We start from the raw sequence: 24,798 nt of genomic DNA, 5'->3' as shown, positions 1-24,798 counted from the left end.
TATGATTTCAGATGTATCCGCAAGAGATAACATCTATTTTCTCGTACAAGAGGAGGTTGTCTGTAAAGAGATTTTTGGTTATTTTGGGTGTGGCGGTTTGGTACAATATTCAACATTGCAACATCATTACTTTAGGATAAGCTTAAAATAGGTACTGTTTTTTATCGTGGGTATGAAAAAAAGGCGAAAAGTATCTGTATTTGTGCAGGTAAATCCTGGTTTTTTGCAGAGAAATAGAAAATATTGGTGAAAATGGTGTGGTGTTTTATCTTGGAAGTTATTAGGTATATAAATTTTTGGTTTCCTCATTATCTAAAAAATTTAATTTGTAAAAGGGGGAGCTTTGTGACGAATAACGGGGTGTATCCTCAATATTTTTTTGAGATGAATGGATACAGCGCCGGTGATCTAAGAGAGTGGCGCTGATTTTGCTGGCGCTGGTATAATTTATTATTCTTGCAAAAAGGTTTTTCGTATATTAAAATACGCGGGAAGGTTGTTTTGTTGAGCGGGTGGGCAAAATGATTGCAGGGGGCTTTCGTAGGCTGGCTGTGTTTTCAAACTTCGTGGGGTATGTGGGGTCTTCTTGCTCCGGCGGGGTGTTTTTTTGGCAGGGCCGTGGATAGGAACCGTTGCGGGGATGTGGCGGTGGAGTGTGGTGTGGTTCTCGCTTTCTGTCTTTCAGTACAGGACAAAAAAGAAAAGGGTTGGTCGGCAAGAATGACAGTGCGTTTTGGGCGGGAAAGCGGAGCGTTTTAGGGGGTGTGTTTCTGCGTGGATTTCTTGTGTATCAGGGTGAGGTATCGGTGCAGGAAATGTGCAATGTTATATTTCATTGAGCGCGTTGCATTAGTTGGTTTTTCAGCGATTTTTTGTCAGTAGAGTTATTACGCTCAACGGTGGGTCTCGTGTGTCCACGGTATACAGGGTTTCATGAAGTGGTATTTGAAAGTTTCACGACAGGAGGGGGGTATTTGCGCAATTTCAGCGAAACGGTGATAGAATATAGCAAAAGAATAATTAATTGCGTTGCAGGGGGGAGTACGTCCATTATTTGACAAAAGTGGATGAGGCTTGGCCCATTCAAGTGGATTAATCGGAACGAAGCAAAATAATTGGGAACCTGGGCGTGTAGAAAGATCTATTAGGCCAATGGTGACAGGGTGTTTTGCATTTTGGTACAGGTTTATAGACTGGATGCCATCGATTGACCTTCAAAAAATTGGTCGGCCATTTTACAGAGTTAGTGAAAAAAATTTGCTAATAAAGTTATCAAGAATAGGGGGGAGATTTAATGTCTGGTATTTACGATTGGTCGCTTACGGCTGATGAAAATGCGAATTCGGATAACATCATTAATTGGGCGGAGGGTCAGCCGCCTAGTTCTATTAATGACAGCGCTCGGGCGATGATGCAGCGTGTGCGTGAATATCTTGCAGATGGTGGCGGTTCTATCGATTCAAAGTTTGTCGTAGATGCAGAAAAGAACACGACATTGATTACGTTGAAGACAATTTCACCCATAGCAAAGTATAAGAATGATATTGTTATACGTTTCAGAGCTCAGAATGTGAACGTTGGTTCCACAGAGATAAATGTTAATAACATTGGAGTGAAGTCACTCTGTAAAGCTGCTAGTACGGGTATCGTGCTATTAGAAGGCGGTGAATTACAAAAGGGCGGAATTTATGAAATAGTCTATAACGATGGGGCGTTAACAAAAGATCGCGGGGGCTGGTGTTTATTAAATCCAACACCTATTCCTCCACCAAAGATAAAAATTTTTCCCTCCGGATTCATTGCCACATTTGCCATGCAGAAAATTCCGAGCGGCTGGCTCTTATGCGATGGTGCTACCTATAAGCGAGCAGATTATCCGCAATTATTTGAGGCAATAGGTGACCAATGGGGGAAGGATAGTAGTACAACCTTTAAAGTTCCAGATTTTAGAGGAATGTTTTTACGTGGCTTTGATGATGGTCGTGGTTTGGACAAAAATAGAAATTTTGCAACCAAGCAAAAAGACAGCATAAAATCACATACGCATGCTTGCACTATTGAAGAAGCAGGGGAGCACAGACATGAATTTGAGTACGTGGGGATTAAGTGGCCCCCTACTACTATTGGTATGAGAAATGAAAATTATAGTTTTCAAATACTCTCAGGAGCGACAAAACCTGCTGGTATACACACGCATGAAGCAATCATTTCTTCAACAGGTGAGGCAGAAACACGGCCTGTTAATGCAGCCGTCGTTTATGCCATAAAATCGTAAGATTTTGTCATACCATGGGCCACTATTTGTTATATTCTTACACGACGTTATTGGCGCGAAATGTGTTCGCGTCAACTCCTGTGTGGGCGGTGTTTCAGCGAATTTTTCATATCAGATTTCAATTTTCTATAGTGGCATACAGTTCGTTGCAAATAAAAATCCGTCTGGGGCTGTTTTCTATAATTGTTTTAATGAATGAACAGTTAAGGCTAGTTAGAATCGATGAGAGATCATTTTTATCACTGCATTAATAAGGTGAGAGACATACCTTTTTACAACTTATAAGAATCTTGATGTATTTTGTTTTATCAAAAAAGCACAATAAATATGGATGATTTTCATGGTGCTACTGTTCTAAAGTCAGAATCTTGTTTTTAAGTTCTTAAGATAGAATGATCCTTGAGTGCGTCTACATCTTCCATTTTGTTGTTTTATTTGGTCTTGAAACTTTGTAAAATAAACAACTTTAAAAAAAATCACTGATTGTGCAAAGAGGATGCCGTTTGCGGCAAAATGAAAGGGGTATCTTCTTTAGGTAATTCGGAAACAGTCAAGGAGCAGTGGTAAGCACAGCGTAGGTTTTGCGTTGTCAAAACAGCGGAAGGGCTTCCTTCGCAATAAATCTCTCCCTGTTTTAATAATATTATTTTATCTGCATAATGTGCAGCAAGATTGAGGTCGTGGAGAATGGCGAGAACACCTCCGCCAGAGCGGGCAAATTTTCTTGCAATATCCATGATCACGAGTTGATGTTGAATATCGAGACTAGCGATAGGTTCATCCAATATCATCCAACGGGGAACGCCGTTATAAATTGGTTTCCAAATTTGGCAAAGTACACGGGCGAGCTGCACTCTTGCTTGTTCCCCGCCTGACAATTGGTGGTAATGCCGCTCACCATAATTGGCTAGACCGACGCATTCTAAAGCTTTATTAGGCAAATTTTGTAATTCAATTTTTGCAACGGTAAATTGGTTCACAGAGAGACCGAGCTCCACCACTTCATGAACTAGAAATGGAAATGCTAATGTTGTTGATTGTGGTAACACTGCGCGCATCATCGCCATTTCATGAACTTTTGTTTGAATGACGTCATAGCCATTTAAGGTCATCCTTCCACTGTAGGGAATTTCTCCGCTCAGTGCTTTGATGAAGGTGCTTTTTCCGGAGCCATTTGGTCCTATGATGACGGTGAGGGAACCACTTTTGGCTTGAAGGTTAATGTGATTAAGAATCTGCTTTTTTCCACGCTGAACGCAGACATTGATTGCCTCTATCATGAAAGATCTATTCCTCGTTTACGTATAAGTATCCAAAGAAAAAAAGGCGCTCCAAAAAACGCTGTGACAATTCCAATTGGTAATTCTGCGGGAGCAACAATTAAACGTGCAAACGTATCGGCAAAAATAAGTAATGCCGCCCCTAGGAGTGCAGAACAAGGTATGAGGTAGCGGTGGTCAGGACCAATCAGTTGGCGCAAAATATGTGGAACAACGATGCCAATAAAACCGATACCACCACTAACAGCGACTGCACTACCACACATGAGAGCGACGAGGAAAATAGCGATATTTTTGACTCGTTGGATATGAAAACCAATATGACTTGCGATAGCTTCCCCGAGAGAAAGAGCGTTAAGCGCTCGCGACAAAAAAGGAGAAAAAAGAAGGCCAATACAGATAAAAGGCAGGATAAGCCAAACTTTCAACCATGTTGCTCCTGCAAGAGAACCAAGATTCCAGAAGGTAATATCACGCAATTGCTGATCATTCGCGATAAAAATTAACATTCCAACAACAGCGCTGCTTAAAGCGCCGAGGGCAATGCCTGCGAGAAGCATTGTTGCAATGGAAGTGCAGCTGCGGCGGGTCGCTATCGTATGCAGAATAATTGTTGATAAAAGTCCACCAAAAAAGGCACCTATTATAACTTTGTAGGGTTCAAGAAAAGGGGCCAGTGAAGCGGGAAATGCAATGCCGATGACGATTGCTAAAATTGCTCCAAGACTTGCGCCAGCTGATACACCTACAATTCCAGGGTCTGCAAGGGGATTACGGAAAAGCCCCTGCATAAGGACACCAGAGACAGCTAATGCTGATCCGACTAATAAGCCCAAGATAACACGGGGCAGCCTTATATCAATGAGTATGAGATAATCGCGAGTTTTACTACTCACTGAAAAATCTTTCGTAAAAATTGTATGTATAAGATTCGCGAAAGAAGCATTTGATGCGCCATGCAAAAGTCCAGAAAAAATGCTGAAGATAAGGAATGCTATCAAGCCTAATAATGAAATTCTTCCTAGATTTGCGCGACTCATCTTCTTATTCTCTTTTCCTTCGAATGTGTGCGCCATAGGTGTACCGCTTACTGTTTCAATCAGTTTTTGCTGTCTTTGTTTTCGCCATAAAGCATATTGATAACTTCTCTTGATGCTTTTGCGGTACGTGGGCCAAACCCTAAAAGATACATGGCATCCATTTGCTTAATGGCGTGATTTTTCGCTGCTGTAGTTGCTTGAATTGCTGGTATAGCTAAAACTTTATCAATATTAACGGATTTTCCACCGTACTTTATGAGCAAAATAGCATCAGGGTTTAATTTTAATAACGCCTCATTATTTAGAAGTTTGTATCCTTTATAGTCAGATACAGCATTGATTCCGCCCGAGAGCTTTATCATACCATCAGCGGCTGTTCCTGTTCCTGAAGCCATGACGCGTCCATTTTGTACGGATAAAATGAAGAGTACGCGCTTTGGTTTCGTAACTTTTTCTAAAAGTATGTCATTATCTACGAAATCGCGGCTCATCTTTTCAATAAGGGTGGCTGCTTGCATTTCTCGGTTAATAGCTTTTCCTACCAGTCGGATTTTCTCTATCACACTTTCACGTGAGTAATTTTCTGGTATAATGACCATAGGTATGGATGTTTTTTTGAGAATCTCAATTGTTGAAGGAGGGCCACTGCCTTCAACGAGTAGTATGCCTTCCGGGGCAAGAGATAAAACACCTTCAGGTGATAGGGTGCGCATGTAGCCGAGTACGGGAAGTTTAAGTGCTTCTTGCGGATAAACGCTTGTACTATCTCGGGCAATAAGTTGACCTTCGGCTCCCAATTCATAAACAATTTCTGTAAGAGATCCGCCAATAGAAACAATTCGAGCGTTTTCAGGAAAATGAGTTGTGGGTTCGGCAATAACCTGTTTTGTCAAGCACGTAAAAGAGAGCAAAGTACAAACAACAAGGAGGCTCGAAAATTTACGTGACAGAGATGTGAACATATCAATTTTCCTCTTAAATTATCATCGCTCATTGATTTTGTGGCAAGCTTTCTAGCAAAGAGCGCCAATCTTCGCGTTCCTTTTGTCCTTCCTTACGCATGCCAAAGAATTGGATGATCGTTTCACCATCTTTATCGAAAACTTCGAGTGAGCTGACGCGATCATTGCCTGTAGGTGTACGAACACGCCATACACTGTCGATTCCAGAAATGAATAAGTGTAGGTGGAATTTTTCGTCTAAAATATTGAACCAAGGTCCCATCTTCTTAATATTTTTTACTTGCCCGTTAAAAATTTGGATACATCCTTTGTTTCCAACAAAGCACATAACGGGGACTCCTCTTTGAGCAACTTGATTGAGCATAATTTCTACAGCATCCATTTTTAGTCTATTAGAGAATTCATTCCCGGCATATTGTACGGCGCTGTGTCGGTTAATGTTTAGCTCAGAGATAGATTCACGAAAGTGGTGCACGTCGGTTGCTTTTCGCCAGCAATCTTGTAGTTTTTCAACGTCAAACTTTATCGCATCGCACTTAGTTGGAATGGGCACAGGTGGTATATCGAGTACAGGTGATTGCTCTTCATGAAGCAATTCATTGACGATTTCATTCCATTTTTCCATATTTGTCGTATCTTTAGAATAAACCTTGAAAATAGAAACACCATATTTATCGAAAAATTGCAGACTTTTTGCGGGGTTCCCGAGGATGGTCATGTCATATTGAAAAGCAAACTTCCATTGTTTTTGAAAAATACGCAAATCAATTTCACCAAGTGTGAGAGGTACGTGCTGGCTGTGGACGATTTTTTCAAAACATCCTGTTATTTCGTGCACGGCATGCTTATTGCGCGTCAATACCATAACTGTCCCGAGTTTAGGAGCATTCTTCAAAAAAGCAGTGACATCAGCTCGCAGTCTTTTGGCTCTCCCGACCTTACAATAGGCTGCAACGAGTTCTAATTCCGATATACCTATTGAATTTGCAAAATCCCGATTATTCGTTCCTTTTTCTTTTTCACGAAGTTTGATGATTTTTTCCGCTGTATGTAGCATGGCTGTCCTTACATTTTTTATGAGAATTAATTTTGGATACTACGACTCCGAATACAACAAGCCGAACTATATGTGCGCCAATAATCCAACTTGTTTCAAAACAAATTATTGCCATTAACAGAGAAGCAACCACCCACCCCCTCATAGTTCCCATTGCCCAGAGAACTATGAGACGAAAACACAATGACCCGTCCGTTATCGATGTAACTCTTAAAGTGGTACGGCACTTAACAAAAGCGGCTAAAACTTTTGTACAAACGATACCTTAAAGTTGCGTCCAGGTTGGCTATAATAGTCCTTTGGTGTTGCACTTTTTCCAGCAGGAAGGTCTGACACGTTCCAATACTTTTCATTAAATAGATTGTAAACACCAGCCTTTATGATAGGGCCCGTTTCACCAAACGGTTTTAACCAGCCCGAGACATCGACGACTTTATAACCTGGAACTTCTTGATCCTCGGATCCTTTGGCAAGTTTGTCGCGTTTAGCCGATAAAGTCAGCACGATGTCTGTTCCCCAAGAGCTCTTTGCATACCCCAATCCAACAACCGCTTTTAGAGGAAAAATTGAGCTAAGATGCTCATCTTTGTCAAGGTCTTTTCCTTGCGAATAGGAAAGGGAAAAATTACTACGAAGCCCACTGTTTAGGATCAGATGTGCTTTTGTTTCGACACCAAAAATACGTACACGAGTACGATTTACGTAATGCCGACGTGAAAACGCAAACTCCTCTGACGGACCTTTATCGATGGTGTCTATAAAATCCTTATATTGATTAATAAAAGAGCTTACAGAACCACCAAAATTTGGACTCCCAAACTGTACACCAATATCATATCCGTTACTCGTTTCGGGTTTAAGATCGGGACTTCCTTTTACATAATAAAGTCCAGGCTTGATATAAGCAAGGTAAAGCTCAGACGCACGCGGCGCGCGAAAAGCCTGTGCCCATTGAGCATAAAGTGTTACCTGATCGCGAATGTCTAATTCTGCACGTAATTTAGGAGAAAAATGCGAACCGCTTTTTTCTGAAGGATACTTTTCGATGCCTATCAACGCTCTATCATAAGAGGCCGTTTTCTGAGGGGTATGTTTATACCAATCGTACCGAATCCCGGGCGTTACACGAAAGCGGTTATCGGAAAAGCCCATTTCATCTTCGAATGCCAAACCAAAATTATAACTATCGGTATCTGGCGATTCTGATCGGTTTGCTGGCAAAAAGGCACATCCCCGCGCATTTTCTTTTAAGTGGCAGTTGTCTTTACCGAACATGTAATGGTGAAATTTTGACAATAGAGCATTCGCGGCAAATTTAAATGTATGGCCAACGGTCCCAATATTCGTACTTTTAAGAGTATTGGCGCTTAAACCATAATTGACATCGCGCACAAGATTATCCCTGAGGTACTCTCCTTCTGGTGCTTTGACACGGTATCCACTCATAATATGGTTATTTGATTGTTTTTGCCAATAAACTTGTCCGTGGAAAGCATCAAAGACAGCATCTTTATCGCCGTTATAATCGTAGGAAAGAGAAAGACGTTCACGGTGTTTGTTATCTTGGTCATAAACAGAGCCTGGAAAATATCTTGCAGATGCATTTAACGAGTGAGTAACATTGCTGTAGCCAAAACGTTCTGCCGTAAAACCGAGTCTGTGATTGTCGTCAAAATATTGATGGACTTTAACCAGCAAGTTGTTTTGGTCAAAATTAGCGGGATTCTTGCGTGTGCGCTCTACGTAACCATCTATAGTCCCCATATTCTTGCGCTCATGACCTTCTGTATGAGATCCCTGGAAAAGCAAAAATGTCTGACGGCTACGCGCTGCAATAGCTTGATCTACGCGCCAACTTCTATCAACAGAATTATAACCACCTTTTACAATTCCACCCCAATTTTTTCCTTCAACGATGATATCTTCAGGATTAAGAGTATGCAGAGCAACAACCCCTCCTATTGCGCCAGATCCGTAAAGACTTGAATCAGACCCTTGAATGATATCAAGAGTGGAAAGTGCATTAAAATCAAATGTTGTATTTCCACCCCTACCACGAACGATATCTTCGAACCATGGAAGAACGATACCATCTATCGTTGTGAGGACACGATCTGCGTTCACCCCACGAATCACAAAGCTGTTTTTCTTTGGATCGTAAGATACGGATGGATCAATACGACTAATATCATTGACATCACTTACTTGCTTTGCATCAATATCCTTGGCAGTTACACGATTGGTCAGGACAGTGACTGAATCCGAGGCGTCTATGATTTTCCCTTTAATAACGATTGGGTTGAGTTCAGTCACAGAATCTTTGTCATTGTTTTGTGCAAGAGCAAACGAAGGTACACAAACTGAAAGCGCGCCTAAAACTACATAATTCTTGTAGATGTTTTTCCGTCTTATTAGCATAACACATCATAACCTTTTTAAAAGTGCCACCCTCCATGGCTTGAAATTTTACATACAAAAATACCCACCCCGCCGATAACAAATTAGCCAGCCAAGCGAGAATGATTTGATGTCAACACAAAATCACGATAAAACCATATTAAACATGACAAAATCAATCAAGAAAAAAATTGCAATTTCCGAATAGCTTGTTCTAATAGAAGCAAGCACCAATTTTAAGCTCAGAATAGCGGTAAGATAAATTATGAATTTTTCAAATATTAGGCAGTTATCAATTCTTTGGGTCTGCGCGTTTATTGCCGCTTTCTCTTTACACGTTGGATTGGGAGCGCGATTTTATTTCCAGAAATCTGGCGTGAGTAACGGTACGCTTTCGCAGACAATTATGTTGACTTTTGTGCAAGATGAAAAAACGATAAATCTAGACGCTAATACAGATTTTCTGGATTCTAATGCGGATATACCGGATGTTAGTACGTATACAGAAGTTTTACATCCTGATTTAGAGCAGGAATCAGAACTGCCGGAATCAGTTAATGAGATTCAATCGGAAGAAGTTCAAAACACCACAGAAAAAGACGATTTTATAACGCCTGTTCCTGAAATAAAGCGTAAAACAACCGTCGAAAAGATAAAAAGAAAATCAAAGGCTGTGACGGAGAAGCTAGATAAAAAGGGAGCACATCTGATTACTGCTGGTAACGTAGTGAGCCCTGAGAGTGCACTGTTGGCGAAATGGTTGGCAAAGGTGCAGGCGCAGCTGGAAAAACAAAAAAATTACGTTGTAAAACGGCGTATTAGTCGTGCAAAGGGAACGGTTCAGTTGGAATTTAAAATAAGCGAACAGGGGGATATTTTTTCTAGCCGTGTTGTACGTTCTTCCGATGATGAGGAACTCGATCGACTCGCAATGACTGCGCTCCAACGCGTTGGCTCAGTTCCTCCACCACCGCCGTCAAAGGTTAACAAAATCATTAGGATATCGTTGATATTTAACTGATTTTTGCCGACTCCCCCGCACCGCCTTTTTTGCGACCATTATTGATGGAACAGCTGCTGGAGAGAGAGGAGACGGTGCGTCTACCGACCGGCGATGAGGTCAGCTTTTATGTCTGTTGTTCCCAAAAGCCTAGCTTTATAAACTTCATAATTTTCCATCACACGCATCACATAATTGCGTGTTTCCGTATAAGGGATACGCTCTATCCAATCGACAACCTTATCGAGAGATTTCCCACGAGGATCACCGTAACGCTTTATCCACTCACTAGCGCGACGGGGGCCCGCATTGTATCCAATGAGAGCCAATACGTAGGATCCATTAAAACGTTCTAATTGATCTCCCAAAAAATGTGCGCTCAATACAGTATTGTAGCTGATATCATTGCTAAATCTTGCAGGTGACCATGTGATCGAATGCTTTTTTGCGAGTGCTTTTGCGGTCGTAGGAAGTAATTGCAATATGCCTTGTGCTCCTGCCTTTGATATAGCCGTTGGGTTGAATTCACTTTCTTGACGTGCAATGGCGTAAACAAGTGCTTTTTTTGCTTCAGAAATATTGACTGATGTTGGGATAGCGCCGATAGGGTGGGAGAGTGGAGTGATATTCTTTCCCTGGAAAGCAGCAGTTTTTCCAATTTGGAGGCTGGTGTAATAATCACCATTTTTTTCAGCCATAACAGCCAGTAGAGCCAGTTCACCGGCACTTTCTATTTTTTTACCAAGTTCTCTGTAAAAAAGTTTAGCAAAATTATCATAGCCAGCTAATTCGAGCCGTTGAATTGCCTGAATAGCTTTCCGTGCGCTGAAACGTTTTCGTTCAGCGATTGTTGGTTTGGGAAAAGGGATATTAGGCTTTTTTAGATTGAGTCGCGAAGCTGCCAATTGACCATAATAGGTTGAATCAAAATGGGCAGCACGGTAAAAGTAGTGTTGCGCGTCTTTACTTTGTCCCAAAATTTCCGACGTTTTTCCCATCCAGTAGTATCCACGAGATATCGAAAGAGGTGCAGAAGATAATTGAGGAATGAGCGAAAAATGGCGCATTGCCAATTTAGGGTCGTGCAAAAATCTTAGTGCATACCACCCTGCGTGAAATTCGACATCTGTGGCAACTGCCAACGAAGATTTCACACCAATGTGAGTTGCCACAAGTCGATAAGCAATTTTAGGTTGGTTTAAATCGAGCATTTCACGGGAAAGAACACGCCGTTCTGTCCACCACGCATCAGGGTTAATCAGACTTAACGAATCCCTTGGGGTCTTCATCATGAGTGCAGCTGCCGTACTATGTTGTCCAATTCTACGAAGATAGCGAATTTGCGTAAACTGCAAGAGAGGATTGTTTCTCCAAAATTTGTCAGCCGCATATATTTTTTGCGCAGCTCTGGGATCATTTTTTTCTACAGCAACAAATGCATCGAAGAGAGATTGGGCTCGAGCAAGCTTTGCAATTCGCTTAGCAGAACTGATTCGATGTGCATAGAGCATGAACTGCATACGCTTTAGGTGATCAATAGGTCTTAACACAGTACTCGCTTTTTTCAGAACAAGCTCTTCTTCTTTTTCGCTGAGTTTTGCTTTATGCCACCAAGGTGCAATGATCTGGTGCGCACGGGCTTTTTGTTTCATTGTGACTAGTGCTCTAGCAAGCGCTGTCATACCTTCAGCTGTGAGGGGGAGGTGATGGGAGAATTTTTGGATGATTAAGCGTGCAGAACTGGTTTCATTGACGAAAGCACGCTCGGCATTGCGCTGTATGATGGCCTGGCCTGGCCATTCCCTTAATTCATTGACTGTGCTGATTAATTCGGAACTTGGAATATTGTTTTTGCTTGATATACCAATCGCCCACGTCAAAATGCGACGGTCAAGGCTCCCTTTTTTCATAGAATCACGAATGTTGATCGTCTTTTTGACGTCGTTATTTGACAGCGCGTGTAACCCCGCCTTTAATTGATTGAATGCGGCAATGTTACCGATTATGAGGGCTCTATTAGTTGCAGAATAGGTCCTTTTCGGTTGTGGGATAGGTGTTTTTTCAACAGCAAGAGTGGTAGGTCGAGCCAAAGGGATTGGCGTCTTCTCGTACGAGGGGATCGCTTGCGCAAAGGCGCTCAAGGACAAGACTTCCGCCGCCAATATAAATGCAGAAAAAGCTGGAAAAAAAAACAAAATAGAAGAAGTGCGCATGGAGAAAAGGACCCTGGGATCTTGTTACCCTTACGACTTCTAAAACAGAAGCATGAACGACAAGTTAACACCCCCCTTTTCACGGAGAAGCATGACACCAAAAAGAGCACACACTCACATCATTTATAGCTCCTACAAAATTGACCTTGCTTCATTAATAGGGCAAGATTATGCTCAATTACCGAGTTATTGGCAGTTTGTAGGGGTAATTTTTGAGTAAAGCTAACATTACAGGGAGTTCATCATGCTCAAGGGAGCCGTGACAGCGCTTATTACACCGTTTGATGACGATGGAGCTATTGACGAGAAAGCGTTTTGCAATTTTGTTGAGTGGCAGGTTATGCAAGGTATTAACGGTGTGAGTCCTGTTGGAACAACAGGCGAATCAGCGACCTTGAGTCATGAAGAACATAAACGGATTATAGAACTGTGCACTAAGCAGGTTGCTAAGCGTGTTCCGGTTATTGCTGGAGTAGGATCGAATAGTACGAGAGAAGCTATGGAGCTTGCGCAGTACGCAGAAAGGGTGGGCGCAGATGCAGTTTTGGCTGTAACCCCCTATTATAACAGACCAAATCAGTGTGGCTTGTATGCGCATTTTTCTTCTGTTGCGAAGGCTGTTTCCATCCCGATTATAATTTATAATATTCCTGGGCGTTCTGTCGTTGATATGGCTGTGGAAACTATGAGAAAACTTCACTATGAATTTAAAAATATCATTGGTGTAAAGGATGCGACCAGCAAAATCGAACGCGTCAGCGAGCAACGCGAAAAATGCGGTAAGGATTTTATACAGCTTTCTGGTGATGACTGTACAGCATTGGGTTTTAACGCGCATGGGGGGATTGGGTGTATTTCTGTTTCCTCTAATGTTGCTCCGAAACTTTGTACAGAATTTCATGCTGCTTGTTATCATGGTGACTATAAAACAGCACTTAATTTAAACGATCGTTTGATGCCTCTCAATCGTGCAATTTTTACTGAGCCGAGTCCTGCTGGTGTTAAATATGCAGCTGCAAAGTTGGGGCTTTGTGGCGATACTGTTCGTTTACCAATTGTTCCACTGGCAGAGACTACAAAACGAATTATTGATGCGGCTTTGCAACATGCGGGTCTTATCAAAGAGTAAAATGGTATTGGTTGCTATGAACAGAAGAAAGAATGCATCAGTACGAAAGATAATTGCCGATAATCGTAAAGCTCGTTTCAATTTTGAAATTCTCAACAATCTCGAGGCTGGTCTCGTACTCCAGGGCGCTGAGGTAAAGTCTTTGCGTTTCAATCATGCTAATATTGCTGAGAGTTATGCTAGCTTTGAAAATGGGGAGTTGTGGTTAATTAACAGTTATATTCCTGAATATACGCAGGCTAATCGATTTAACCATGAACCACGCCGTTTGCGTAAATTGTTAATTTCAAGGCGTGAAATGGCGCGTCTTTTTAATGCGACTTCTCGTGAAGGAATGACACTTGTTCCGCTTAAACTCTATTTTAATGAGCGTGGGCGTGTTAAGTTGGAGATTGCTTTGGCTCGTGGGAAAAAGCTTTACGATAAGCGTGAAGCGGAGAAAAGGCGTGATTGGGGACGCGAAAAAGCAAGACTTTTAAAAAGATATGGGTAAAAAGAATTGATTTTTGTATCCACTTCTTAGTGTCGGTCGGAAAAATCTAACATTGGTCTAGGTATGTTTTTGCTGCTTGAAATATCTGGTGAAACATAGAATCTGTCAATCGCCCGGTATTTGTATTATAACGTGAGCAGTGGTAGCTTGAGAAAATACGTAACTTGCCGATATTACTTATCATCCCATGTCCAAAAGGGTGTGCCAAAACTTTTGCATTTAGGGCACGTATGGTTGAATGGTGTGCAATGGTGCCGAGGGTGATGACGGCTCTAAGCTCAGGGAGGCCCATTAAGAGAGGTGAAAAAAAAGATCGACAAGTGTTTATTTCGGCGCTAGTGGGCTTATTTTCCGGCGGAACACAACGGACTGAATTTACGATCGCTGTGTCAATTAATTCGAGGTTGTCGTCTGCTCTTTCTTCGAAGGTGCCTCGGGCAAAACCGAATTTTTTTAAAGTAGAATAAAGCAATTGCCCCGCATAATCGCCGGTAAATGGGCGTCCGGTTCGGTTCGCTCCGCGCAGTCCAGGAGCAAGTCCAATGATCAAGAGGCGTGTTGTAGTTTCTCCTTTATAGGGGAAAAACGGATTCACTGGCGCATTGTGCCAATTTGGCTCTTTTACACGCCATTCAGAAACAAATCTATGCAAGCGCGGGCATAAATCGCAATTTTTGGGTGGCTCTGGGCAAAGCGGTGTTGATTGGTTGTTCATGGTGATGGGGTTGATCACTTTTCGTAAAGTTCCTTGTTGAGTTATCTATGCGGTAGGTTAAGCTATTGTACAGATAAACCACACTATAGCATAATTTAGGAATAAGGCCATTGCCAGATTATTTGGCAAGGAAGTGGCTTTATCTGTGATTCATTATGTGAATGGGATGTTACTTTAATGGACGTAATCGAACTTAATATTGTAAGAACACTCGCGATAACTTGTTGTTGTGGTTGCTTTTTTTGATGAACTTTTGCATTGTGAAGGTGCAATTTTAGTGAGGAGGAGTTGTGTCAGTGATGGCGTGATTTTCGTAAGTTTTCAAAAGTATTATCGATAGTTTTTTTTGGCGAAAAATATTGATGCTTGTGTTGTTTTTCTTGTGTTTTGTTTTGATTGTTGTATATACAGGAGCAGGCATGGAATTTTAAAATCTTTGAGGAAGAGGCGCAGATGGCTCGTGTAACGGTAGAGGATTGTATTGATAAAGTCGATAACCGCTTTGAGCTGGTGCTTCTGGCGGGACATCGGGCGCGTCAGATATCGCAGGGTGCACAGATTACGGTTGATCGTGATAATGATAAGAATCCTGTTGTTGCTTTGCGTGAAATAGCCGAAGAAACGCTGTCACCTGCAGATTTGAAGGAAGATCTAATTCATTCACTGCAGAAGCATGTGGAGGTTGATGAGCCAGAGGTGGCAAATGAGTTTGTTTCTCACTCAGGCGAAGCGGGGGGTGTTTTAGGCTCTTCGTCGGAAGAAGGGGGTGGATCGTTTGATCACATGTCTGAGGAAGATTTGTTAGCAGGTATTGAAGGGCTGGTCGTTCCAGAGAAGAGTGACGATTATTGATCCTGTAGATTGTGCTCCAAGAGTTAGCGCGTATCATTTTGCGGGGGGTGCTTTTCCTGTTTTGTATCGATAGTGTGTCCAATAAGGGGCGAACGGTGGCAATGTAAGGGATGTGCTTCTATGATGCGTCAGTGTGAGCTTGTTGGGCGTGTTCGGCGTTACAAGTCTGACGTCGATGAGGATTTGCTGAACAAGGCCTATGATTATGCGATGAGGAAGCATGGGCACCAGAAGCGTGCTTCGGGTGATCTTTATTTTTCCCACCCTTTGGAGGTTGCTGCTATCTTGACAGATATGCGGTTGGATGAGGCGACGATTGCCGTCGCGCTTTTGCATGACACAATTGAAGATACGAGCGCTACACGAATGGAGATTGATCAGCTTTTTGGGTCTGAAATTGGCAAATTGGTAGAGGGACTTACGAAGCTTAATAAGCTTGATTTTGTGTCAAAAAAGGCGGTGCAGGCAGAGAATCTACGGAAACTTTTTATAGCTATTTCTGACGATGTTCGCGTTCTTTTAGTAAAGCTTGCAGACCGCCTTCATAATATGCGAACCCTCGCTGTCATGCGCGATGATAAACGTCGGCGGATTGCTGAGGAAACAATGGACATTTATGCACCGCTTGCTGGTCGTATGGGCATGCAGGATATGCGTGAAGAATTGGAAGAACTTGCCTTTTTTTATTTAAATCCTGAAGGTTATAACGCCATTACAAAACGGCTTTCTGAATTATCAGAGCGCAGCCGTGATCTACTTTCGACAATTGAAAATGAGCTGGCTAAGCTTTTTTCTGAGAATGGGATTAAAGCTGATGTTAAGAGCCGTCAAAAAAAATCTTACTCAGTTTTTCGTAAAATGGAAAGCAAGGCGTTATCTTTCGAGCAGTTGTCTGATATTTTTGGATTCCGCGTAATCGTTGAGACAGTGGATGATTGTTATCGTGCGCTTGGTGTGATTCATACTACGTGGTCAATGGTTCCTGGTCGTTTCAAGGATTACATTTCTATACCGAAGCAAAACGATTATCGTTCTATTCATACGACAATTGTGGGTCCTTCAAGACAGCGCGTTGAGTTGCAGATTAGAACTGCTGCTATGGATGAAATCGCCGAATATGGCGTTGCAGCGCATTCCATTTACAAAGATCGTGGATCTAATTATTCAATTTCAAAGTTATCAAATGAAACTAAAGCGTATGCGTGGTTACGTCAGACAGTTCAGTCTTTATCAGATGGGGATAATCCGGAAGAGTTTTTAGAGCACACGAAGCTTGAGCTTTTTCAAGACCAAGTTTTTTGTTTCACCCCAAAAGGTCGGTTAATCGCTTTTCCGAAAGGTGCTACCCCTATCGATTTTGCTTATGCAGTTCATACTGATATTGGGAATTCTTGTGTAGGCGTGAAAATTAATGGCCATATCATGCCTTTAATGACCAAATTAAAAAATGGTGATGAAGTGGAGATCATATGTTCACAAGCTCAAATTCCTCCGGCGGCGTGGGAATTTCTTGTTGTGACGGGGAAAGCGCGTTCGGCCATTCGTAGAGCAACGCGTGCAGAAATACATAAGCAATATTCTGGTTTTGGATACCGTATTCTCGAACGTTCGTTTGAATATATAGGGAAACAATTTTCGAGGGATATTCTCGAACAAGTTTTGCCACGTTTGGCGCGCAAGGATATAGAGGATGTATTGGCAGCTGTCGGTCGCGGCGAATTGCCTTCTACTGATGTGGTTAAAGCGGTTTATCCTGATTACCAAGAGCAACGACGTGCGCTACAGAAATCCTCTTTCAAATCTGGAGAGGAAGGTTGGTTTAACATCGAAAATGCTCAAGGTATGATTTTTAAAGTTCCGGAAAATGAAAATAGTGTGATTGTAGAAAAAGAGCATCAATATAAAGCGCTGCCGATTAGGGGAACGCGAGGAGATGTTCCTGTCAGGTTTTCTCCTGAAGGAACTGTACCAGGAGATCGGATTGTTGGCATCATGCAACCAGGTGAAGGAATTGTAATTTATCCGATACAATCTTCAGCTTTGATGGAGTACGATGATCAGCTGGAGCGATGGATCGATGTACGCTGGGATATCGAGGCTCACACGAATGAACGTTTCCCGGCTCGGATGAGTGTTCTGGCTTTTAATAGTCCCGGTTCTCTGGCAGAAATTACCCGGGTTATTTCAGTAAATGATGCTAATATCCAAAACTTGTCTTTTGTGTGCACAGCACCAGATTTTACGGAGATTGTGATTGATGTGGAAGTTTGGGATTTGAAACATTTAAATCGTATTTTTTCTCAGTTAAAAGATGCGAGTTCTGTCAGTGCGGTGCATCGGATTTATGGGTAAAGAATGAAAGATTTTGCGATGAATACACAAGATGTAATTGATATTTTTAGGCAAGCGGACGCTATTATGGAAGGTCATTTTATTTTAACATCAGGTCGCCACAGTGCTGTTTATATGCAAAAGGCGAAGGTATTTATGCATGCTGGTCTGACAGAGAGATTATGCCGTGGGTTAGCTGAAAAAATTAAAAAGTGTGTCGATGGTAAAATTGATTATGTGGTTGGTCCTGCAGTTGGTGGCCTCATTCCATCTTACGAGACGTCACGTCATCTTGGTGTACCTTCTCTTTGGGTAGAGCGCGTGGGCGGCGTGTTTCAGTTGCGTCGCTTTGAAATTGAGAAACAAGCGCGGGTTGTTGTTATCGAGGATATCGTAACGACGGGACTTTCTATTCGCGAGACGATCGAGGCTCTGGTTGCAGTAGGGGCGGATGTAGTAGCGAGTGCTTGTATTCTTGATCGTTCCGGCGGTAATGTTGATGTTGGAATTCCGCTGATTGCACTTGCTGAATATGAAGTAGCGTCTTATGCAAGTGACTCGCTGCCTGCTGATCTCGTCGCGATTCCAGCGATAAAGCCAGGAAGTCGGGGTATTTAAGATGCTTAATATCTTTATATTTTTTTGTTTTTGTGCAAAAAACTTGCTGCGGTTCACAAGAAACACGCAGCTTGTTTTGTTTTCATAAGATATGTATTGAGAGCCACATGCTTTTTCGTCATCAAGAATCAAAAGCGTTTGCGAAGCGTATACGGGGTTTGTTTTGCCTGCATCGTTCGTCGTTATCTCGCTCGTTTCGTTATATGTATAAGCGTATTCTGCGTATATCTTCAACACCGCACAAAGTAGCATTGGGTTTTTCTATTGGCATTTTTTTGGCTTGTTCACCCTTCTTTGGGGTACACATGATCTTGGCGGTATTTTTTTCTTGGATGTTGCGTGGAAATTTTGCAGCGGCAATTTTTGGGACTGTTTTTTCTAATCCGCTCACGTTTTTGTTCATCGTTACGGTGGATTATAAGATAGGCTATTTATGTTTATCGTTTTTTAGCGATGTAAGTGAGATTTCTCTTTCTCAGGTTCGTGCTCTTTTTTATGGTCTAACGTTTTCGAATGTATCTATACTTTTTAGAGATGCGTGGAATTCGATTATGATGCCGATGATTTTAGGAGGAACTATTTTGGGTTTTATTTTGGGTAGTTTTTCTTATGTCGGTGTTTACAGAGCAATAACCCGTTTTCAAAAAAAACGACGTCAAAAGATTATGAAAAGGAGGCGTTTGTTGCAAGAAAATTGGAGTAGTATTTATGATCGTCGGTCTTGGTAGTGATTTGATTGATATAAGGCGCATCGAAAAAGTATTAATTCGCCATGGTGACCGATTTGTTCAACGTGTTTTTACAGATATGGAGCAGAAAAAGTCTGAAAGAGTTCAGAAAAAATCTCCTTTTTATGCCAAAAGATTTGCTGCTAAAGAAGCATGTGCTAAAGCTCTTGGAACGGGAATCGCTTACGGTGTGAGCTGGAAAGACATGGGGGTTATTAATCTACCGTCTGGCAAACCAGTTATGAAGTTAGAGGATCGCGCGCAAATGTATTTGGAAAAGTTGTTGCTCCCTAATTACGACGCCGTCGTCCATCTTAGTTTGACGGACGATTTTCCTTGGGCGCAGGCTTTTGTCGTTATCGAGGCACTCCCACGTTGCGGGTAGGTGTTGTGGGAGGTGTCGTTTGAGCAATATGATAAAAAATGAGTTATATCTGTGATGAGAAGGTGGTCTGTTATGGTCAAAGAAGAGAAAATGCATAAAAAAGAAGAAAAAGGTGGGATTCTTGAATTTATTTTCGTTTTGATACAGGCATTGCTTTTAGCTGCTCTTATTCGGACGCTTTTTTTTCAGCCTTTCAGCATTCCTTCTGGTTCAATGCGTCCCACTTTGCTGGTAGGGGATTACTTGTTTGTTTCTAAGTATGCATATGGATATTCTCATTTTTCTATACCTTTTTCTCCTCCTATTTTTTCTGGACGTATCTGGGCATCTCAGCCAAAGCGGGGAGATGTTGTAGTTTTCCGTTTGCCGAGTAATTCGGATATTGATTACATAAAACGCGTTGTTGGGTTACCGGGGGACCGCGTACAAGTTCGTCAGGGCGTCCTTTATATAAATGATGAGGCTGTTCCACGTCGCTTCATGGGGCAGGTTAATAATCCTGATATAACGGAAGTTAATCATCCAGTTGATGTTTATCGTGAGACAATGCCTAATGGTGTTAGTTATGATACGCTTGATTTAGGTTTTTTTCCGCAAGTTGATGAAACAAAAGTTTTTGAAGTTCCTTTAGGTCATTATTTCGTAATGGGTGATAATCGTGATAATTCGGATGATAGCCGTTTAGATGTGGGTTATGTTCCGGAGGAAAATCTTGTCGGCCGAGCAAGTTTTGTCTTCTTCTCTATCAGTAATGGCTCGAGTGCTTGGCAAATTTGGCGTTGGCCATTTGATGTGCGTTGGAATCGCTTGTTCTCTTTTATTAATACCGTTCATGATTTGCCGCTTGATAAGCAAGGGATCAACGATGAGTCGTTCAGTAACTGATCAACTAGAGAAGTTGACGGGCCACCATTTCAAGGATGAAAATAGATTAAAAAATGCGTTGACGCATTCTAGTGTGCAGGATTTGGAACAAGGAAATTATGAGCGGCTAGAGTTTTTGGGTGATCGAGTTCTTGGGATTCTGATTGCAGAGATGTTGTATCGGTTTTTTCCGCAGGCGAGTGAAGGTGAGCTATCAGTGCGCTTAAATGGTTTGGTAAATGCGCAGACATGTGCTGATGTCGCGCGAGAGATGGGCTTGCCTGATATGATCCGTGTAGGTTTTGAAATGAGGAATTTAGAAGGCCGTCGACTTACAAATATGTACGCTGACGTGGTTGAGGCTCTAATTGCTGTAATGTATCTCGATGGAGGGTTGGAAAGCGTTCGCCCTTTTATAAAAAAATATTGGCAAAATCGAGCAAGACGAATGGAGGCCGGTCGTCGTGATGCTAAGACGGAATTGCAAGAATGGGCTCATGCGCAGGGTAATGTGCAGCCGCATTATCGTGTTATAGATCGTTATGGTCCAGATCATGACCCTGTTTTTGTAGTTGAGGCGAATGTTCCCGGTTTTTCATCAGAGATTGGACGGGGAAGTTCTAAGCGGTATGCCGAAAGAATGGCAGCTGAGAAAATTTTGCGACGCGAAGGTGTGTGGCAAGTCAAAGGAAAAGATGATCATGGATGACGTTATAAAGACGCGTTCTGGTTTTGTCGCGCTTATTGGGCTGCCTAATGCTGGTAAATCGACACTTGTTAATCAACTTGTTGGAACCAAGGTTTCAATTGTAACGCATAAAGTGCAAACAACACGGACTTTGATTCGTGGTATTGTTATTCATGATGATGCACAAATCGTATTGATAGATACACCGGGTGTTTTTCGCCCTCACAAGCGGTTAGAGCATGCTATGGTGTCTGCTGCTTGGAGTGGCGCTAAGGGTGCTGATGTCCTTTTAATTTTAGTTGATGCTCAGACTGGTCTTTCGGACGAGATTTATATGATGTTAGATGTCGTAAAAAATATTAAACAAGACAAGATCCTCGTCCTCAATAAGGTTGATTCTGTTGCTAAGTCATCTCTTTTAGCGTTAACTGAGAAACTTAACGAACGAGTGTTTTTTTTGCAGACATTTATGATTTCAGCTTTGAATGGTTCTGGGTGCGGGGACTTACTCCGCGCGCTGAGCATGATGATGCAGAGGGGACCGTGGTATTACCCAGAGGATCAAATTTCGGATATGCCTATGCGTCAGCTTGCTGCTGAGATTACGCGTGAAAAGCTTTTTCTTCGTCTGCATGATGAACTTCCTTATTTTTCGACGGTTGAGACAGAGAATTGGGAAGAGCGTCCGGATGGTTCGGTTAAAATTAATCAAGTTATTTATGTAGAGCGAGACAGTCAGAAAAAGATTATTTTAGGAGCGAAGGGTGGTACAATTAAATCAATTGGTCAGGCAGCACGCAGAGAATTAATGGAAATTATGGATAAAAAGGTCCACCTTTTTCTTTTTGTAAAGGTTCGTGATAGTTGGGATACTGATCCGGAGCGTTACCGTGAAATGGGATTGGACTTTTTTAAATAAAGTGTAATGAAATGGAAGGAACAGGCCGTCGTTCTTGGCGCACGTAGATATGGTGAAACGAGCGCCATCCTTGAGGTTATGACACGTCAGCATGGTCGCTGTATGGGGATGGTAAAAGGGGGGCGTTCGCGTCGTATGACGGCCCTTCTTCAGCCTGGAAATTTTGTGGAGGCTGAGTGGTGGGCGCGTCTGGACGAACATTTGGGAGTTTTTCGGATTGAAGCACTAGATTTAAATGCTGCGCGATTCATTTCTTCCCCGGAAGCTCTTTACGCTTTACAGTTGATGGCCTGCCATCTTCGTCTTCTTCCAGAGCGTGATCCTCATCCCGCTTTGTACGATATTTTATATTTTTTTGTGCAGAATTTTTGTGAACTGTTTGTAAATGCGGATTTGCTTGTACGTTTTGAGATGCGGCTTCTTGAAGAATTAGGATTTGGCCTTGACTTGTCTCGTTGTGCTGCGACGGGTCGGAAGGAAAGACTTTGTTACGTATCACCAAAGTCAGGGCGCGCTGTATGTGAAGAAGCGGGGCATATTTGGAGAAAAAAACTTTTGATTTTACCGCAGTTTCTTGTGCAAAAAACTGTTCGTCCTACTAATTTTGATGATATAATAAATGGCTTCATTCTAACGGGTTTTTTTTTAATGCGGCATGTCTGGGAACCGCGGGGAGTAAAGCCGCCGTCGGTGCGTGTGAGTTTTATACAATTGCTTGAGAGGCGGTTTGGTGGCGGTTTGGTGCGCGATCGTTAGTTTGCTGGTTTTATGAAAGTACGAATAGAATAAAAAGATGCGGGTTTTGAGAACAATTGCTGAAGTGCGTTGCTGTATAGCAGAGGAACGGCGTTTAGGGTTTTCGATCGGGTTTGTTCCAACTATGGGGGCGTTGCACGATGGTCACCTCGCATTAGTACAGCGAGCAGGAGAAATGTGCGATCGGGTACTGGTTTCTATTTTTGTTAATCCTAAGCAATTTGGTCCTCATGAGGATTTTGATAAATATCCGAGGGATTTGGTGGGGGATTGCTCTCTGTTAAAAAAAGAGGGTGTTGAATATGTTTTTGCACCTTCTGCGGAAGAAATATGGCCGTCGGGAAATGAAACAATTGTAAAAGTGGAGAAGCTGTCGTGTGTTTTGATGGGGCAATTACGTCCGGGGCATTTTTGCGGCGTGACGAGTGTCGTTGCTAAGCTTTTTAACATTGTTCAGCCAGATAGGGCTTTTTTTGGGGAAAAAGATTTTCAGCAGCTTACGATTATTCGCCGTATGGTTGAGGATTTGGCTTTTCCTATTGAGATTATTGGAGTACCAACTTTACGTGAAGAGGATGGTTTAGCAAGTTCTTCGCGTAATCGATTTTTGACCCCTGGAGATCGTAAAGCTGCAAAAATCATTCCTGAAAGCGGTAAAGCTGCTGAAAATCTTTATCGCCAAGGTGAGCGGTCGATTAACAAATTATGCCAAACTGTTCGTAGTATTTTGCAACAAGAGCCGCGTGCAGTCGTTGAAGCAGTGGATTTGCTAGATATGAGGACTTTGTCTGTGATTGAAGGACAACTGGAAGGACCGGCAGTTTTATTACTAACTGTTCGCTTTGGTGAGGTTAGGCTTATTGATCAATATATATTGCAATAGAAGGTTTGAAAATGAGTATACGTAACACTGTAAAGCGTGTCACTGCTTCTGAAATACGATCAAAAAAGGGGAAAGAACCGATTGTCTCTCTAACATCCTATCAGGCCTATACTGCACGGATCGCCGATCCATATTGCGATTTCCTTTTGGTTGGTGATAGTGTTGGTATGGTTGTGCACGGGTTTGATACGACGCTTCCTGTTAATTTAGATATGATGATTTTGCATGGGAGGGCGGTTGTTCTTGGATCTCAAAGGGCGCTTGTAGTTGTTGATATGCCTTTTGGCTCTTACGAAGGAAGTCGAGAGCAGGCTTTTTCTAGTGCGTCGCGTATTCTTGCAGAAACAAGGTGCGGAGCGGTTAAGCTTGAGGGTGGTATTCATGTGGCCGAGACGATAGATTTTTTGTGTAAGCGCGGTATTCCAGTTATGGGGCACGTTGGACTCACTCCACAAGCGGTAAATAGCTTCGGTGGTTTTAAGACACAAGGGCGCGAGGAGGAGGAGTGGGAAAAGATTCTGAATGACGGAGTGGCGGTTGAAGAAGCGGGTGCTTTTGCTGTTGTTGTGGAAGGGGTCGTAGAACCTTTGGCAGCGAGTCTTACCGAGAAGCTTTCTATTCCTACTATTGGCATTGGCGCTTCTAATCAGTGTGATGGGCAGATATTGGTCATGGAAGATATGCTGGGTTATAATGCTCATGTGCCGAAGTTTGTGCGTCGTTATGGCTCTCTTGGACAAGCGGCAGAGACTGCGATTAGGAATTATGCAGGCGATGTTAGATCACGCGCTTTTCCGGCAGACACAGAGGTTTATAAGTGAAAATAAAGCTTGTCGCGCACAAAATTTCCATGGGAGGTATTTTTCATTAAGCGTTGGCGATCAGCATTTTCCTTCTAGTTCATTTTTCTTATGAACAGATTGCGGTGCCGTTTTGTTGTGCGCCGCTCTGCCTTTTACAGTAGATTGTAGAGAATATTCGAATTCATGGTTGTGTTTGATTTTTTTTACTCTGAGCTACAATTTTCTGTGGAGGGCAGAATTTGTGGATAAAATGAAATGATGAGGTGGTTGTAGAAGAAGCTCTCGTTGTGATTGTTCCAGGCGAAGGTGAGTGGGGATAGAAGGTGGCTAAAAACATTTATGTATCGTGTTTTTTCATTTTAGCGGTTAAGGTGTAGGTGGAAAGCAAAAAATTGGTACATCCTCCATTG

General features: G+C 42.3%; 23 protein-coding genes. 16 read left to right on the top strand and 7 right to left on the bottom strand.

What is annotated here, in order from left to right; all coding sequences use genetic code 11:
- The first annotated feature begins 1,294 nt into the window (after window positions 1-1,294).
- The gene (gene bgtC / locus WCP75_RS00540) at window positions 1,295-2,275 is read left to right on the top strand and encodes a gene transfer agent tail collar protein BgtC (RefSeq protein WP_336276306.1); all 981 of its coding nucleotides are present in this window, start codon (window positions 1,295-1,297) and stop codon (window positions 2,273-2,275) included.
- Window positions 2,276-2,751: 476 nt separating this feature from the next.
- On the opposite strand, the gene WCP75_RS00535 is transcribed toward bgtC, so the two are convergent.
- From WCP75_RS00535 to WCP75_RS00515, 5 genes are all read right to left on the bottom strand, one after another.
- Window positions 2,752-3,555, bottom strand: a complete 804-nt coding sequence (locus WCP75_RS00535; RefSeq protein WP_336276305.1) for a heme ABC transporter ATP-binding protein — start codon at window positions 3,553-3,555, stop codon at window positions 2,752-2,754.
- Window positions 3,552-4,631 (bottom strand): FecCD family ABC transporter permease, encoded by a 1,080-nt coding sequence (locus WCP75_RS00530; RefSeq protein ID WP_336276304.1) that lies wholly within the window; start codon window positions 4,629-4,631, stop codon window positions 3,552-3,554. Before WCP75_RS00530 ends, WCP75_RS00535 begins: the two co-directional genes overlap by 4 nt.
- A 23-nt stretch (window positions 4,632-4,654) precedes the next feature.
- The gene (locus WCP75_RS00525; protein WP_336276303.1) at window positions 4,655-5,557 is read right to left on the bottom strand and encodes a heme/hemin ABC transporter substrate-binding protein; all 903 of its coding nucleotides are present in this window, start codon (window positions 5,555-5,557) and stop codon (window positions 4,655-4,657) included.
- A 28-nt stretch (window positions 5,558-5,585) separates the two neighbouring features.
- Complete coding sequence (locus WCP75_RS00520; RefSeq protein ID WP_336276302.1) at window positions 5,586-6,614, bottom strand: hemin-degrading factor; 1,029 nt, start codon at window positions 6,612-6,614, stop codon at window positions 5,586-5,588.
- Window positions 6,615-6,854: 240 nt separating this feature from the next.
- Complete coding sequence (locus tag WCP75_RS00515) at window positions 6,855-9,032, bottom strand: TonB-dependent hemoglobin/transferrin/lactoferrin family receptor (RefSeq protein WP_336276301.1); 2,178 nt, start codon at window positions 9,030-9,032, stop codon at window positions 6,855-6,857.
- Between the two features lie 244 nt (window positions 9,033-9,276).
- On the opposite strand from WCP75_RS00515, the gene WCP75_RS00510 reads away from it, so the two are divergent.
- Complete coding sequence (locus WCP75_RS00510; RefSeq protein ID WP_336276300.1) at window positions 9,277-10,032, top strand: energy transducer TonB family protein; 756 nt, start codon at window positions 9,277-9,279, stop codon at window positions 10,030-10,032.
- Window positions 10,033-10,112: 80 nt separating this feature from the next.
- On the opposite strand, the gene WCP75_RS00505 is transcribed toward WCP75_RS00510, so the two are convergent.
- Window positions 10,113-12,224, bottom strand: coding sequence for a lytic transglycosylase domain-containing protein (locus WCP75_RS00505; RefSeq protein ID WP_336276299.1), 2,112 nt, complete (start codon window positions 12,222-12,224; stop codon window positions 10,113-10,115).
- Between the two features lie 52 nt (window positions 12,225-12,276).
- Here WCP75_RS00505 and WCP75_RS00500 point away from each other — a divergent pair, with 52 nt between their 5' ends.
- From WCP75_RS00500 to smpB, 3 genes are read left to right on the top strand one after another with little or no spacing between them, the layout of a single operon-like run.
- The gene (locus WCP75_RS00500) at window positions 12,277-12,444 is read left to right on the top strand and encodes a hypothetical protein (RefSeq protein ID WP_336276298.1); all 168 of its coding nucleotides are present in this window, start codon (window positions 12,277-12,279) and stop codon (window positions 12,442-12,444) included.
- Window positions 12,445-12,468: 24 nt separating this feature from the next.
- Complete coding sequence (gene dapA, locus WCP75_RS00495) at window positions 12,469-13,353, top strand: 4-hydroxy-tetrahydrodipicolinate synthase (protein ID WP_336276297.1); 885 nt, start codon at window positions 12,469-12,471, stop codon at window positions 13,351-13,353.
- 16 nt (window positions 13,354-13,369) lie between these two features.
- Window positions 13,370-13,846 carry an SsrA-binding protein SmpB gene (gene smpB, locus WCP75_RS00490; RefSeq protein ID WP_336276296.1) on the top strand — a complete coding sequence of 159 codons (477 nt, stop codon included), beginning with the start codon at window positions 13,370-13,372 and terminating at the stop codon, window positions 13,844-13,846.
- 46 nt (window positions 13,847-13,892) lie between these two features.
- On the opposite strand, the gene WCP75_RS00485 is transcribed toward smpB, so the two are convergent.
- Window positions 13,893-14,561: a uracil-DNA glycosylase gene (locus WCP75_RS00485; RefSeq protein WP_336276438.1), complete on the bottom strand. Its 669-nt coding sequence runs from the start codon at window positions 14,559-14,561 to the stop codon at window positions 13,893-13,895.
- A gap of 453 nt (window positions 14,562-15,014) precedes the next feature.
- Here WCP75_RS00485 and rpoZ point away from each other — a divergent pair, with 453 nt between their 5' ends.
- The 11 genes from rpoZ to panB all read left to right on the top strand — a co-directional run bounded on the left by rpoZ (window position 15,015) and on the right by panB (window position 24,406).
- Complete coding sequence (rpoZ, locus tag WCP75_RS00480) at window positions 15,015-15,413, top strand: DNA-directed RNA polymerase subunit omega (RefSeq protein WP_336276295.1); 399 nt, start codon at window positions 15,015-15,017, stop codon at window positions 15,411-15,413.
- 120 nt (window positions 15,414-15,533) lie between these two features.
- The gene (locus WCP75_RS00475; protein WP_336276294.1) at window positions 15,534-17,765 is read left to right on the top strand and encodes a RelA/SpoT family protein; all 2,232 of its coding nucleotides are present in this window, start codon (window positions 15,534-15,536) and stop codon (window positions 17,763-17,765) included.
- Between the two features lie 18 nt (window positions 17,766-17,783).
- Window positions 17,784-18,362 carry an orotate phosphoribosyltransferase gene (gene pyrE / locus WCP75_RS00470; RefSeq protein ID WP_336276437.1) on the top strand — a complete coding sequence of 193 codons (579 nt, stop codon included), beginning with the start codon at window positions 17,784-17,786 and terminating at the stop codon, window positions 18,360-18,362.
- A 107-nt stretch (window positions 18,363-18,469) separates the two neighbouring features.
- The gene (locus WCP75_RS00465) at window positions 18,470-19,090 is read left to right on the top strand and encodes a DUF2062 domain-containing protein (RefSeq protein ID WP_336276293.1); all 621 of its coding nucleotides are present in this window, start codon (window positions 18,470-18,472) and stop codon (window positions 19,088-19,090) included.
- Complete coding sequence (gene acpS, locus WCP75_RS00460; RefSeq protein WP_336276292.1) at window positions 19,071-19,475, top strand: holo-ACP synthase; 405 nt, start codon at window positions 19,071-19,073, stop codon at window positions 19,473-19,475. The genes WCP75_RS00465 and acpS overlap by 20 nt, the downstream gene beginning before the upstream one ends.
- 72 nt (window positions 19,476-19,547) lie before the next feature.
- Window positions 19,548-20,360 carry a signal peptidase I gene (gene lepB, locus WCP75_RS00455; RefSeq protein ID WP_336276291.1) on the top strand — a complete coding sequence of 271 codons (813 nt, stop codon included), beginning with the start codon at window positions 19,548-19,550 and terminating at the stop codon, window positions 20,358-20,360.
- On the top strand, window positions 20,341-21,048 hold the full coding sequence (gene rnc, locus WCP75_RS00450) for a ribonuclease III (RefSeq protein WP_336276290.1): 708 nt from the start codon (window positions 20,341-20,343) through the stop codon (window positions 21,046-21,048). Before lepB ends, rnc begins: the two co-directional genes overlap by 20 nt.
- Window positions 21,041-21,946: a GTPase Era gene (era, locus tag WCP75_RS00445; protein WP_336276436.1), complete on the top strand. Its 906-nt coding sequence runs from the start codon at window positions 21,041-21,043 to the stop codon at window positions 21,944-21,946. The genes rnc and era overlap by 8 nt, the downstream gene beginning before the upstream one ends.
- Window positions 21,947-21,952: 6 nt before the next feature.
- Window positions 21,953-22,702, top strand: coding sequence for a DNA repair protein RecO (gene recO / locus WCP75_RS00440; RefSeq protein ID WP_336276289.1), 750 nt, complete (start codon window positions 21,953-21,955; stop codon window positions 22,700-22,702).
- A gap of 37 nt (window positions 22,703-22,739) precedes the next feature.
- Window positions 22,740-23,585: a pantoate--beta-alanine ligase gene (gene panC, locus WCP75_RS00435; protein WP_336276288.1), complete on the top strand. Its 846-nt coding sequence runs from the start codon at window positions 22,740-22,742 to the stop codon at window positions 23,583-23,585.
- A gap of 11 nt (window positions 23,586-23,596) precedes the next feature.
- Window positions 23,597-24,406, top strand: a complete 810-nt coding sequence (gene panB, locus WCP75_RS00430; RefSeq protein ID WP_336276287.1) for a 3-methyl-2-oxobutanoate hydroxymethyltransferase — start codon at window positions 23,597-23,599, stop codon at window positions 24,404-24,406.
- The last annotated feature ends 392 nt before the right edge of the window (window positions 24,407-24,798 follow it).

This window comes from Bartonella numerosa (assembly GCF_037070845.1).
GTDB lineage: Bacteria > Pseudomonadota > Alphaproteobacteria > Rhizobiales > Rhizobiaceae > Bartonella.
Note: the sequence above shows the minus strand (reverse complement) of the source record. Positions and strands in the feature narration are given on the sequence as shown.